At 53.3% G+C, this 12,967-nt stretch carries 11 protein-coding genes and 1 tRNA gene; 5 read left to right on the forward strand and 7 right to left on the reverse strand.

The window, feature by feature from the left end:
* The first annotated feature begins 154 nt into the window (after positions 1–154).
* Entirely contained in the window at positions 155–1,507 is a 1,353-nt protein-coding gene (locus GCU45_RS24720) for an MATE family efflux transporter (RefSeq protein ID WP_152401262.1), read from the forward strand.
* Positions 1,508–1,690: 183 nt separating this feature from the next.
* Here the strand turns inward: GCU45_RS24720 and GCU45_RS24725 are convergent.
* The 6 genes from GCU45_RS24725 to GCU45_RS24750 all read right to left on the reverse strand — a co-directional run bounded on the left by GCU45_RS24725 (position 1,691) and on the right by GCU45_RS24750 (position 8,367).
* Positions 1,691–1,764, reverse strand: a tRNA-Pro gene (locus GCU45_RS24725).
* 180 nt (positions 1,765–1,944) lie between these two features.
* On the reverse strand, positions 1,945–3,996 hold the full coding sequence (locus tag GCU45_RS24730) for a sulfatase-like hydrolase/transferase (protein ID WP_341874525.1): 2,052 nt from the start codon (positions 3,994–3,996) through the stop codon (positions 1,945–1,947).
* Positions 3,997–4,577: 581 nt separating this feature from the next.
* A complete protein-coding gene (locus tag GCU45_RS24735) occupies positions 4,578–5,522 on the reverse strand; it encodes a metal ABC transporter substrate-binding protein (protein ID WP_152401264.1) in 945 nt (314 codons plus the stop codon).
* A 66-nt stretch (positions 5,523–5,588) separates the two neighbouring features.
* Positions 5,589–6,452 carry a metal ABC transporter permease gene (locus GCU45_RS24740; RefSeq protein WP_076170286.1) on the reverse strand — a complete coding sequence of 288 codons (864 nt, stop codon included), beginning with the start codon at positions 6,450–6,452 and terminating at the stop codon, positions 5,589–5,591.
* Positions 6,452–7,210 carry a metal ABC transporter ATP-binding protein gene (locus GCU45_RS24745; RefSeq protein ID WP_152401266.1) on the reverse strand — a complete coding sequence of 253 codons (759 nt, stop codon included), beginning with the start codon at positions 7,208–7,210 and terminating at the stop codon, positions 6,452–6,454. Before GCU45_RS24745 ends, GCU45_RS24740 begins: the two co-directional genes overlap by 1 nt.
* Before the next feature lie 248 nt (positions 7,211–7,458).
* The gene (locus tag GCU45_RS24750; protein ID WP_167527215.1) at positions 7,459–8,367 is read right to left on the reverse strand and encodes a LysR family transcriptional regulator; all 909 of its coding nucleotides are present in this window, start codon (positions 8,365–8,367) and stop codon (positions 7,459–7,461) included.
* A gap of 197 nt (positions 8,368–8,564) precedes the next feature.
* Between GCU45_RS24750 and GCU45_RS24755 the strand changes: the two genes are divergently transcribed.
* The 4 genes from GCU45_RS24755 (at position 8,565) to pstB (ending at position 12,208) form a co-directional block, all read left to right on the forward strand.
* Positions 8,565–9,506: a phosphate ABC transporter substrate-binding protein PstS family protein gene (locus tag GCU45_RS24755; RefSeq protein WP_089546018.1), complete on the forward strand. Its 942-nt coding sequence runs from the start codon at positions 8,565–8,567 to the stop codon at positions 9,504–9,506.
* 166 nt (positions 9,507–9,672) lie between these two features.
* Positions 9,673–10,539, forward strand: coding sequence for a phosphate ABC transporter permease subunit PstC (pstC, locus tag GCU45_RS24760; protein ID WP_260869391.1), 867 nt, complete (start codon positions 9,673–9,675; stop codon positions 10,537–10,539).
* Entirely contained in the window at positions 10,536–11,432 is an 897-nt protein-coding gene (pstA, locus tag GCU45_RS24765) for a phosphate ABC transporter permease PstA (protein ID WP_145135746.1), read from the forward strand. The genes pstC and pstA overlap by 4 nt, the downstream gene beginning before the upstream one ends.
* Before the next feature lie 5 nt (positions 11,433–11,437).
* On the forward strand, positions 11,438–12,208 hold the full coding sequence (gene pstB, locus GCU45_RS24770) for a phosphate ABC transporter ATP-binding protein PstB (RefSeq protein ID WP_208837069.1): 771 nt from the start codon (positions 11,438–11,440) through the stop codon (positions 12,206–12,208).
* A 324-nt stretch (positions 12,209–12,532) separates the two neighbouring features.
* Here pstB and GCU45_RS24775 read toward each other — a convergent pair whose 3' ends face one another.
* Positions 12,533–12,955, reverse strand: a complete 423-nt coding sequence (locus GCU45_RS24775) for a universal stress protein (RefSeq protein WP_152401272.1) — start codon at positions 12,953–12,955, stop codon at positions 12,533–12,535.
* Positions 12,956–12,967 lie beyond the last annotated feature (12 nt).

The raw sequence follows: 12,967 nt of genomic DNA on the forward strand, positions 1-12,967 counted from the left end.
AATCCATCCTTTTACCTAACAGTGTAAGTTTATGCTTTACATGTTCATAAGACCATGATATCATCTAACACTGTAAGGTTCAAACTAACACTGTAAGATAAAATCTGCACTGTTAGACGGTTGACCTAAAACAATATAGAAAGCAGGGACCCGCATGGATACGGAAAACCTTTATTACTTTGAAAAGGCACCGGTCGCCAAAGCCGTAGCTCATTTCGCTGTACCGATGATGCTGGGCACGTCAATGAGTGTCATCTATTCCATATTGAATGCCTATTTCCTTGGCACACTCCACAATACGGCGATGTTAACCGCTCTCGCGTTAACCTTGCCGTTGTTCGCCATCATCATGGCACTGGGCAACTTGATTGGCATCGGGGGCGGTACCTTCATTTCCCGTTTGCTGGGAGAGAAAAAATTGGATGATGTCAAGCATGTGTCTTCATTCGCTTTTTACAGCAGTTTAGTTATTGGTCTTATCGTGATGGCCGTAGGTATCCCGCTGATTGATCCCATTGTCCATGGATTGGGGGCAACGCCCGACTCCTTCGGCTTTACGAAGGACTATGTCACGATGATGCTTATTGGTTCACCATTCGTCATCTTATTTTTCACACTGGAAAACATCGTACGCTCGGAGGGTGCGGCAATGACGTCGATGATGGGTATGATTCTGAGTGTTGTCGTGAATATTATTCTCGATGCGCTGGTCATCTTCGTTTTCCATTGGGACGTGATCGGCGTGGCATCCGCTACGGTCGTTTCCAACCTGGTCGCCAGCGTATTCTACGCCTACCAGATGGGATACAAGAGCTCATTTCTAACCATCTCCGTTAAATGGTTTAAGGCGTCCAAAGAGATTTTGAGCAATGTCATCAAAATTGGAGTTCCCGTCTTTATCATGAGTATTTTTTTGGGGGCCATGTCGCTCATCTTTAATCGTTTTCTTGTAGAATATGGGGATCCGGCCGTTGCAGCTTACGGAATTTCATCGCGTTTATTACAGTTTCCCGAGTTTATTCTGATGGGTTTATGTGAGGGAGTCGTGCCATTGATTGCTTTCTCTTTTACAGCGAATAAATTGCGTATGAAGCAAACGATCGGATTTACGATCAAAACGATTGTAGCGTTAGCCGTCGCGTTCGGCATCATCGTTTATTTGATTTCCGACCACTTAATTGGTTTATTTACGAATGATCCGCAATTAATCGAAATGGGCAGCTATATCCTGCATGTGACGTTCTTATCCTTGTTCATTACAGGCATGACCACGTTGTTTACGGGGATCTTCCAAGCGACCGCACAAGGAACCGCTGCGTTTATTATGTCAATTATTCAAGGAGTTACTCTGATTCCTGTACTCTATATCGCCAATCGAATGAACGGCTTCCACGGAGTAGTCTGGTCGCTCGTCATCGCGGATGCCGTCGCGTTCCTGGTTGGGGCAATCATGCTGTATGCTTTGCGGACCAAATTGCAGCCGGATTTGGAGAGTTTGGTACAGTAGAAAACAGAGGGTCATCGTTCGTAAGGAGATTACATTGACGAAGGGGAAAAGGGGAGAAGGGCTTACCACGAAAAGCGGCCGATGATCTTTTGACGGATAGGATTTTGATAAGTAGACATTGGGTGTTTTTGAACACAAAAAAGCTGCGGTCAGACACCCCGCAACCGTTGATTGTATAAAGGATCGAGACGACAGGATTTGAACCTGCGACCTCTTGCTCCCGAAGCAAGCGCTCTACCAAGCTGAGCCACGTCTCGTTAAGAGAAAGCTTATACTATAAAATTTACTCCGATTTTACATTTTGTAAAGGGGGTAAAAGAAAAATTCACAATTCGTTTAACGATTGGGCAAAATGATCCTGTGCTGCCAGCAAATGAAAAGACCGGGGGAATCGCAAAGATTCCTTCCGGTCTTGTTTGGTTTCTAAAGCGTAAGTTTTATTTGCCTGCAGCATCGCCTGGCTTGGACGGCTTTTCCGAATCATTCGCAGGGGTGGTATTGCCTGGCTTGCTGCCCGCTGGTGTATTGCCAGCCTGGGTATCTGTTGGAGTGCTGCTAGCTTTGGCATCTGCCGGTTTGGTTCCATCTGTCTTGGCATCAGCGGGTTTGGTTTTGGTGCTGTTCGTTTTATCATCTGCCGGGGAAGTCCCTGCTCCGGATCCGGCCGGAGGAGAAGTCGCCTCCGTGTTTGCATCCGTATTCGCATCCGTATTCGCATCCGTATTCGCATCCGTATTCGCATGCTCCTTCTCCTGATCCTTCCACTCCGGCAGCGCCGCTACATAAGCATCCGACATGCTGATCAGCTTGTGCGCCCGCTCGTACGTTTCCTTCGAATCCAGCGGCTTGGTGACCTTGCCTCCGTTCAGCGGATAGGTCACCCCGTCGGCGTAACCGGAGCCCGGTACGAACGCTCCCTTAGCCGAAATAAACGAGCCCGACGGGAGGTAATACCGCTGCGGCAGCACGGGACTGTTCTGGTTGAGCAGATCCTGGCCGAAGTGCACCTGGTTCTTCAGCGAGACGCCGATCAGATTGGCCAGCGTCGGGAAAATATCCGACTGCCCGCCGACCTGCTCCAGCGTCTGGGCTTTTTGGTTCGGCACGGAGAGGACGAGCGGGATGTTCATCATATCGGGGAGGGTGTACTCCCGTCCGTAAATTTCCTTCATCAGCTTTTTCTCTTTGTTATTGAGTGAATATATCGGAAGTCCCTGATGATCACCGTACAGGACGATGACGCTGTTGTCCCAAACGCCGTTTTTCTTCAGCTTGTCCACGAACTGGCCGAGGGCGTAGTCGGCATAGTTCTGGGACTGGATATAATCCCCGACAAGGGTTCCCTTATAACGGTCGGGAAGCTCCATCTTGAACTTGCGTTCCGGGATGCGGAACGGGTGATGGCCCGACATGGAAATGACCTGCACGTAGAACGGCTTGCCGGTTCCCTGCATCCGTGCCAGCTCGTCGGCCGTCTTGGCATATAGCAGCTCGTCCGATGAACCGAACGAAACGAGGTCATTTTTGCCGAAAAACTTGTCGTCGTAATATTTTTCCCAACCTAGCGCCTTATACAGCTGATCCCGGTTCCAGAACACGACGCTGTTCGTATGGAACGTCGCCGTCTGATAGCCGCTCGCGGCGAACGTTTTGGGGGCACTCGGCAGCGCCTTGTCCGCATACACCTCGGAAGCAGCCCCGTTGGACGGAACGTAGAGGGAGGTGTTCACGACGAATTCGGCATCCGCCGTGTTTCCCTGACCGACCTGCTGGAAGAAATGCGGGAAATACATATGATCTTTGACCAGCTTGTTCATGTTCGGGGTAATTTCCTTGCCGTCGATCTTCAGGTTGATGAGGAAATTCTGGAACGCTTCGAGCTGAATGACGATGACGTTTTTGCCCTTGGCGGCACCCCAGTATGCCGGCTGCGCCGGCTCGGCCGTTCCTTTCACCTGGGCAACCGCCTCAGGCGTGACCGACTTGGCGTCGACCTTGATGTTCTTGGAAGGGGCAAAGCCGACATACGCTTCATAGTTGAGAATCCCCATATCCCGGGCCTGCTGGAATTCGTTCATTCCGCTCCGGAACGGAAAAATGCACGCGGCACAGGCGATCAGTGCCAGGACGGCTCCCCCCGCAAACCACGGGCGGCCCGTTCGGACGGACAAGCTGCGGCCAAAGGCGCGGAACCGCCGGCTGGAACTGATAAGGATGAACAGCACGACGATATCGGTGAAAATGAACAAGTAATACGGATCCATGAGCGAAAAGACGCTGCTGTTCACCTCCGACACCTGGTTTACTTGGCGAAGCTCATGATAAGTAACGATAACTCCGAAATACTTATAGTACATAATGACGGCAAAATAAATAATGGTCAGAACCAGGTCCACAATCAGGTAGGTGACCAGCTTCTTGCGGTAGGCCAGCGTTTCGATCAGGCAGAAGAGCAGCCATACGGGCGGTATGCCCGTCAGCAGCATCATGCCGAAGCCTCCGGCATTTTCCCTGAACACGACCGTCCAGACCAAAAGCATTTTTAAAATCATGACAATGGAGAAGAAGATAAAAGGTTTACCTATCAGCGCTCTCCATGAAAAACGGTTATGCAAAATCAATCGACGCCCCTTTCGTAATTTCCACACAGATCGCTAAGCCCATCCAAGGGCGTATAGGAATTAGCAGCGTACGGTCTGTCATCCGCAGGTTGTCCTGCCGGCGGGCCGCCCGCGTTCCCTCTTCAGCATCATAGATTACCCCTTATCAAAAACGCCATCAGGCCACAGCAAACACAAGGCTTGGACACCTGTGCTAAGCCGGGCCATACGCGGGACAATGAAGTTAATAGTAACTATTACACTATTGCAATTTAAGCACAGGGCCCAGGGAATTGCAAGAATCGCCCGGGATGCGAAAGAGGGGGTGGACCCGGCTGGGCATAGCCTCCCGAACCGGGCTGATGATTGATGAAGAAGGATGTCATCACTCTATTATATATAGGAAGAGACAGGATCATTCCATCGGTGAGAAGGGGAGATGCTGTGTGGAAAAAAGGCGGCCGGACCAGTTACTTCGTCAATCCGGAATGAATCGTATCGAGGTTCCATTTCATCATGGCGAGGTAGCTGTCTCCCTCTTCCCCGGGCTTGCCGGTGGAATCGGTGAACACCTTGCCGAATATCCGAACCCCGGTCTCCTTGGAGACGCTCTCCATGCTACGCGGATCCACGCTGGTCTCCACAAACAATGCAGGCACCTGCTCCGCCTTCACGATATCGATAATCCGCTTCATCTGCTCAGGGGTGCCCTGGTTCTCTGTATTGATCTCCCAAATGTATTGGGCCTTCAGCCCGTAAGCCGCGGAAAAATATTTAAAAGCCCCTTCGCTCGTAACGAGAACCCGGCGTTCCTCCGGGATGTCGGCAAAGCGTGTCACGGCATCATCGTGCAGCTTCTTCAATTCCTCGATATAGCTCATGGCATTCTGCTCATAATATTCACGGTTGGCCGGGTCCGCTTTCGTCAGAGCCGCAAGGGCGTTCTCTGCATAACGGATCCCGTTCTCAATGCTCAGCCAGGCATGCGGATCCTGCTCGGATTCCTTGCCGGCGGAGGTCAGGTACATCGGCTCCACGCCTTCGCTCAGTGCATAGACAGGGGCGTCTTCCCCCGCTTTTCCCGACGTCTCCAGCAGTTTGGCGAACCAGCCGTTCCCCGTCTCCAGATTAAGCCCGTTATAGAAAATGACATCGGCATCGCTGGCATGCTTGAGATCCGCAGGCAGCGGATCATATTCATGGGGGTCCGTGCCGACCGGCACGATCGAATACAGCTCTACGCGGTCCCCTGCAACCTGCTTCACGATATCGTACAGGATCGAATACGTGGTCAGCACGACCGGCTTCTCCCCGGAAGAGCCGGCTTTATTCCCGGTTTGACCGGAGCAGCCGGCGGCAAGTGCCAGGACCAGCATAAGTACGGCTCCGAGCCAAACCTTCCTTTTATGTTTCATACGATTCCCTCCTATTTAAAAAGAATCATTGCGGCGCGAACCCTGCTGCCTTCCGGGCAGACGGCGTCAAAGTCCTTTCAGCGCCGCCTTTTTGCGCCGGGAACGGAAATGCCGCCACAGGACGCCCTGTTTTGGTGAAAAGGCCAATGCCAGCATGAACCAAATAGCTGACGCAAGCACGATGGCTGCACCGGAGGCCAGATTGTATTTGACGCTGAAATACAGCCCCACCACGGCTGATAACGCGCCGAAGCCGGCGGCCAGATAAATCATCACCCACAGCCGGTTGGTCAGCAAATAAGCGGTGGAGGCGGGGGTGATCAGCATGGCGACGACGAGGATGATGCCGACAGTCTGCAGGGAGGCGACGGTCACGAGGGTGAGCAGGGTCATCAGCAGGTAATGGATAAGCCGCCCGGGCAGCCCGTATGCCGCGGACATAACCGGATCGAACGAGCTGACGAGCAGCTCTTTGTAGAACAAGTAGACGACCGCGGCGATCACGATGCCAATGATCAGCGTGATCCACATGTCGGAGGCGCGGACCGCAAGCACGTTGCCGAACAGGATGTGGTACAGGTCGGTCGAGCTTTTCGCAAAGGTAATCAGGATGATGCCGACAGCAAAAAAGGACGTAAACACGATGCCGATAGCCGAGTCGTTCTTGATCCGGCTGTTTTGGCTGACGTATCCGATGCCAAGGGCCGTCAGCACGCCCGTGACCACGGCGCCGAAAAAGAAGTTGATGCCCAGCATGTAGGACAGGGCGACGCCGGGCAGGACCGCATGGGAAATCGCGTCGCCCATGAGCGCCATGCCGCGCAGAATGATAAAGCAGCCGATAATGCCGCAGATCATTCCGACCATGACCGAGGTCAGCAGCGCTTTTTGCAAAAAGCCGTATTCCAGGATTCCGCTCAGGAATTCCATTACACACCCACTCCGTTCTTTTCAAGAAAGGTCAGCTGCGCCGCATAGGCCTGGCTGAGAATGTCCGGACGGCAGACTTCACGGGCCGGACCTGCCTTTACCAGCTCGCCGTTAAGCAGCACAAGCCCGTCGAAATACGCTTCAGCCTTGCTCAAATCGTGATGGACCACGAGCACCGTGCGGTTCTGATCCCGAAGCTCTTTCAAAATGGCGACGATCGTCTCCTCGCTGGCGGCGTCCACGCCGACGAAGGGCTCATCCAGGCAGAACAGCTCCGCCTCCTGAGCGAGCGCCCGGGCAAGAAATACGCGCTGCTGCTGTCCGCCGGACAGCTCGCCGATCTGCCGGGAGCCGAAATCCTCCATGCCGACCTTCTCCAGGCAGTGGTAGGCCAGCTCTTTATGCTGCCGCCGCGGCCTCTTGAGCAGGCCGAGCTTCGGGTAGGTGCCGAGCAGGACGGTATCGATTACCGTAATCGGGAACGTCATGTCAATTTCGCTGCGCTGCGGAACATAGGCGATGCGGGTCCGGGCTTCCTTGACGCTGCCGCCGAGGATGCGAACCTCGCCGTGATCCCGTGGAATCAGCTCAAGGAGAGACTTCATCAGCGTGGATTTGCCGGCCCCGTTGGGTCCGATAATACCGGTCATACTGCCGGGAAGCAGCGTGAAACTGACGTCGCGAAGGGCATCCTTGCCGTGATAGGAGACGAATAGGCTGTCGACGGACACCGAAGGGTCGCGGTGACGGGGGAGCATAGCATAAACCTCCTTTGGATTATGAAAACTTTGACATAAGTTTCCCTTGGGACAAATTAATGCATATATATAAAAGTTTTTACCTAGGGAAACTTTATTGAGTATAGGCTAAAACAGATGGGGAGAATTGTAAAGTGTTTTTTTAGCTGGGTTGTCCGTTTTTCGTGAGGTAAAACGAGGTAGAAACAGCGTTAGTATGCGGGGCGATCATAGGGGGCGAAGCCAAGAAAAGCCCCGATTCCGTGGAATCAGGGCTTCATATCCTGCTCGGTGATTTGCTGTTTGACGAACTGCTTGAACTGCTCCCTGAGCGGTGAATAGGGCTGATCGGCATGATAGGCCATATAGGCCTTGACCGATTTGCCTGCCGGACCGGGGGCGGGCAAGTATTGGAGACTTCCGGCGGCGAGCTCGCTTGCGATGCCGGACAAGGGGAAGAAGGAGATGAAATCCCCATCCTCTACCGTATGCTTGACCGACTCCGGCGAATTGATGATCATGCGCTCCCACAAATGGATTCCGCTCTCGATCGCGTAGGTCCGGGTGAAGTCCCGCATAAAAGAGCCTTCGGCATGCTGGATGAAGAAGTGTTGGGCGACCAGCTGGTCGCTCAGCGATTTCAGGCTGGAGAAAGGGTGTCCCGGCGCAAAAATGACGACAAGCTCATCTTCCAGCAGCAGGTCTTCCTTGATGCCGGCAGCTGCAACGTCCTGCGAATAATAAAAGGCAAGGTCCACCTCATGGTTGTAGTGCAGCTCCTGAACGGTCCGGCTGGGCTGAACGGTCAGCTCGATCTGGATGCCGGGATACTGCCGGCAGAACCGGTTGACGAGTTTGGGCAGGTGAATCGTCCCCATCAGGCTGTCGGCGCCGATATGAAGAATGCCTTTGCCCAAATCGGCGTAGTCCTGCACGGCCTTCCGGGCCTCGGCGGCCAGCCCCGTCATTTTGACGGCGTAAGGGTACAGCGCCTTGCCGGCGTCGGTTAAGAGGATGCGGCCCCGCCTGGACTCGAAGAGGGCGATGCCCAGCTCTTCCTCTAAGCTTTTCATATGAAAGGTGACGGTCGGCTGTTTCATATCCAGCTCTTTGGCTACGTCAGTTACCTTCTTGTATTTTTCAATATAAACAAGGATTTGCAATTTTAACAAATTCAACGATGATTCCCCCTCGGTCACGTCCGGTTCCTCTTCATTATAGAATTAATCTATGGACTCATAAAGATTATATTCTGATATTTATCTTTCTTTTTACAAAACGCATCATTTTACAAAATGATAGAGAACTACAATGAACTTGTCGGTAAACTTCATAGAGTTACACGGCAAACCAAAATGGGGGGAAACATTAGATTATGAAATTCAAAAAACCGTTACTTATGTTTTGTACGTTGGTCCTGGTTCTTATGCTGGCTGCCTGCGGCAGCAAAAACGCGTCGGATAGCGGCAGCACTACGGGTTCGGGAACCGCAACTGAAGATAAACCGGCTGCAGAGGAAACGCTCAGCGGATCCGTTCTGGCTGTAGGCTCCACAGCACTCCAACCGCTCGTAGAGCAAGTCGCACAAAAGTTCATGGGTGAATCCCAATACTCTAAAATCCAAGTTCAAGTGCAAGGCGGCGGCAGCGGCACCGGCCTGACTCAAGTTTCCGGCGGCCAAGCCAACATCGGCAACTCCGACGTATTTGCTGAAGAAAAGCTGGATGCAGACAAAGCCAAAGAACTCGTTGACCATCAAGTCGCCGTTGTAGCCATGGCGGCTGTAACGAATCCTGACGCAGGCGTAGACAGCCTGACGAAGCAGCAGCTGGTTGATATTTTCACAGGTAAAGTGACGAACTGGAAAGACGTTGGCGGCAAGGATGAAAAGATCGTTATCGTCAACCGTCCTGCAAGCTCCGGTACCCGCGCAACGTTTGAAAAATATGCACTCGGAACGAAGACGGAAGACCTGCAAGGTTCGATCCAAGAGGATTCTTCCGGTACGGTGAAAAAGATCATTTCCGAAACGCCAGGTGCCATCGGATACCTCGCTCTGTCCTACCTGGACGACAAAGTGAAAACTCTGAAATATGACGGTGTGGAAGCAACGGAAGAGAACGTAGCCTCCGGTAAATACCCAGTATGGGCTTACGAGCACATGTACACCAAAGGTGAGCCTGCTCCGGAAGTGAAGGCGTTCCTGGACTACATGACTTCGGATGCTGTGCAAAACGGCGACGTGGTCGAGCTCGGATACATTCCGGCTTCCAAAATGGAAGTGAAACGCGACAAGGACGGCAACATCACGAAATAACATCCTTGAGCTCTCATGAAACACTGAATATGTACGACAAGAGGCGGAGAGACCAACTTCTGCCTCTATTTTCACTTTAGAAAGAAGGACAACGATGAAAGCTATAGATGAAAGGCCTGTAGGCATCGCTGACAACCCCCGTCCCGGACGGTTTAAAAAACATCATATGGAAGATTTTGCGGGACGCAGCTATACGACGATTTGCGCGATTCTGCTGATCGTCATTATTTTGTCCATCGTTTATTTTGTCGCCTCCAAAGGACTGGCGACTTTCTTCAAAGACGGCGTCAGCTTCAGCGAGTTTCTGTTCGGCTCCAAATGGGATCCGGACGGCAACCATGGCGAGCCGCAGTTCGGCGTCATGCCGTTTATTTTCGGCTCATTCGCGACGTCGATTCTGGCGGCGGTCATCGCCAGCCCGCTCAGCATTTGCGCATCGCTGTTCATGACGGAAATCGTACCGGGCTGGGGCAAAAAGCTGCTGCAGCCGGTCATTGAGCTGCTTGCCGGAATTCCGTCCGTCGTATACGGATTTGTCGGCCTGACGGTCATCGTTCCGGCCTTGCGCGACATGTTTCCCGGTCAGGGGATCGGGATCGCCGCGGGCTCGATCGTGCTGTCGGTCATGATCCTGCCGACGATTACAAGTATCGGTACCGACGCCTTGTCCTCGCTGCCGCGGGGCCTCAAGGAGTCTTCGTACGCACTCGGCGCAACGCGCTGGCAAACCATCTACAGAGTTATTCTGCCAACCGTGCTTCCTTCTATTCTGACCGGGGTGGTCCTCGGCATGGCCCGCGCCTTCGGGGAAGCGCTGGCGGTACAGATGGTCATCGGGAATGCGCCGCATATTCCGCGGTCGCTGTTCGAATCCGCCTCAACGCTGACCAGCGTCATTACGCTGGATATGGGCAACACCGTCATGGGCACCGCGCACAGTAACGCGCTGTGGAGCATGGCGCTCGCACTCATGTTCATGACCTTTATCTTCGTCGTTATCGTTCGCCTGCTCGAAAGGAGAAATCGGATTTGAAAGCTAAAGCCGCTGACAAAATTGCAACAGCCATTATTGTGGTGTTTTCCTTATTCATCGTGGCGGTTCTGCTCGGACTGCTCGGATTTATTCTTTACCGGGGCCTCAGCCACATCAGCTGGCACTTCCTGACTTCAGTGCCCCAAACGATCCGGGAGGGCGGCGGCATCGGTCCGCAGCTGTTTAACTCCTTGTTCCTGCTGGTACTGACGCTTATTATTACAATTCCGCTAGGCCTGGGTGCCGGCATCTATATGGCCGAGTACGCCAAGCCGGGTAAAATCACCGGAGCGATCCGCCTCGTCGTCGAGGTGCTGTCCTCGTTTCCGTCCATCGTCGTCGGCTTGTTCGGTCTGCTCTTGATCGTCAACACGTTCGGTTTTGGTTTTTCGCTCTTCTCAGGCGCGCTGGTGCTGACGATCTTTAATCTGCCGCTCATGGTCCGCATCACGGAGCAGGCGTTCCGCAGCGTACCGAAGGAGCAGAAGGAAGCGGGACTTGCGCTCGGATTATCGAAATGGAAAATCATCACGTCCGTGCTGTTTCCCGTCGCCCTGCCGAGCATCGTGACCGGCACGGTTCTGGCGGCAGGACGTGTATTCGGGGAAGCGGCGGCGCTCCTGTTTACCGCAGGGATGTCCACGCCGCGTCTTGATTTTACCAACTGGAACCCGCTGAGCCCGACGTCGCCGATCAATCCGTTCCGACCGGCGGAAACGCTGGCTGTGCATATCTGGAAAATCAACAGTGAGGGCATTGCGCCCGATGCCGCGGAAATTGCCGCCGGCGCTTCGGCGGTGCTCGTGATCCTCGTGCTTGTCTTCAACCTGTTTGCCCGCTGGTTCGGCAACCTGCTCTACAAGATCATGACGGCATCCAAACGAATGGGATAGGAGAAATGAGCATGCAACAATCATCGACTACATTCCGTACTGAAAACCTGAGCGTGTTTTACGGGGCGTACGAAGCCGTGAAGAACATCAGCCTGACCTTCCCGGACAAGAGCGTTACCGCGCTCATCGGCCCGTCGGGCTGCGGGAAATCGACGTTTCTGCGGTCCCTGAACCGAATGAACGACGAGATTTCCCAGGCCGTGATTAAGGGGAAGATCTGGATCGGCGGGGAGGACATCAACGATCCTTCCACCGACGTCATTCAGCTGCGGCAAAAAATCGGAATGGTATGGCAGAAGCCGAATCCATTTTATAAATCCATTTACGAAAATATCGCTTTTGGACCGAAGTACCATGGCGTGAAAAATAAAAAAGAGCTCGACCAGATCGTCGAGTCCAGCCTGCGCAAAGCGGCGCTGTGGGACGAAGTGAAGGACCGCCTGAAGCAGTCCGCCTTGTCGCTCTCGGGCGGCCAGCAGCAGCGCTTGTGCATTGCGCGCGCCTTGTCGGTTAACCCGGGGATTCTGCTCCTCGATGAGCCGGCGTCGGCCCTCGATCCGGTTTCGACCTCCAAGGTCGAGGAACTGATCGTCGAGCTCAAGAAAGAGCTGAGCATCGTCATCGTGACGCACAACATGCAGCAGGCCGCACGGATTTCCGATTATACGGCGTATTTCTACCTTGGCACGCTGATGGAGCATAACGATACCGAAGTTATTTTCACCAACCCGGCCAATGCCATGACCCAGGAGTATATCTCCGGACGGTTTGGATGAGCCGCCTTTTGTTTGCACAGCAAAAAGCCGTCTCCCCATCAAGAATGGGGGACGGCTTATTTAATTATATAAGTTATATTAAAGAATAGGATGAAAAGCAAGGGAGTAAAACGATTCCGAAGAAGCGAAGCGGTCGCATTTGGCTTTCGGATTTCTGCTTTAAGTAGGATCAATCAAGAAATCCGAAAACAAGAGCGATCGTAGGAACTTTTTACGTACTTGCCCCTATCATCGATTTCAATAGTTCAACTTATACAATAAAGAGGGCTCCCCGCAAAGGATTTGAATCCATGTTGGAGCAAAAACTCCACTTTGTTGGGAGGGTTAGCGGACGATCATCACCGGACAGTGCGCATGCTGGACGACGCTGTGGCTGACGCTGCCGATCAGCATTTCCGACACAAGGCCCATGCCCCGGCTGCCCATCACGATCAGGTCGGCCGACTCTTCCTTGGCCGTCTGGCAGATGACCTTGGCTGGATCGCCGGTTTTACTGACCGTGCGGAACGCGACTCCCGTGCGGCTTGCTTCTTCGGTGGCCGGGGCGAGGATTTTTTCGCCTTCCTGGCGGATGTGCTCCTCCAGATCTACGCCTACCGGCGGTTCATTAATAGAAACGGTCGGGTTGACGTGCAGGACCACGAGCTCGGGAGCGGTATTCAGGCTCTGCACAAGCGATACGGCGGAATCCAGCGCATGCCGGGCATGCTTGGATCCGTCGACGGGTACGAGAATACGTGAGTACATAGGTAAACCTCC

The organism is Paenibacillus cellulositrophicus (genome assembly GCF_009363095.1).
GTDB lineage: Bacteria > Bacillota > Bacilli > Paenibacillales > Paenibacillaceae > Paenibacillus_AQ > Paenibacillus_AQ favisporus.

Coding starts and splice junctions, on each gene's coding strand:
- GCU45_RS24720 (WP_152401262.1), top strand. CDS start 155: ATGGATACGGAAAACCTTTATTACTTTGAAAAGGCACCGGTCGCCAAA.
- GCU45_RS24730 (WP_341874525.1), bottom strand. CDS start 3,996: ATGATGCTGCTGACGGGCATACCGCCCGTATGGCTGCTCTTCTGCCTG.
- GCU45_RS24735 (WP_152401264.1), bottom strand. CDS start 5,522: ATGAAACATAAAAGGAAGGTTTGGCTCGGAGCCGTACTTATGCTGGTC.
- GCU45_RS24740 (WP_076170286.1), bottom strand. CDS start 6,452: ATGGAATTCCTGAGCGGAATCCTGGAATACGGCTTTTTGCAAAAAGCG.
- GCU45_RS24745 (WP_152401266.1), bottom strand. CDS start 7,210: ATGCTCCCCCGTCACCGCGACCCTTCGGTGTCCGTCGACAGCCTATTC.
- GCU45_RS24755 (WP_089546018.1), top strand. CDS start 8,565: ATGAAATTCAAAAAACCGTTACTTATGTTTTGTACGTTGGTCCTGGTT.
- pstC (WP_260869391.1), top strand. CDS start 9,673: ATGGAAGATTTTGCGGGACGCAGCTATACGACGATTTGCGCGATTCTG.
- pstB (WP_208837069.1), top strand. CDS start 11,438: ATGAGCATGCAACAATCATCGACTACATTCCGTACTGAAAACCTGAGC.
- GCU45_RS24775 (WP_152401272.1), bottom strand. CDS start 12,955: ATGTACTCACGTATTCTCGTACCCGTCGACGGATCCAAGCATGCCCGG.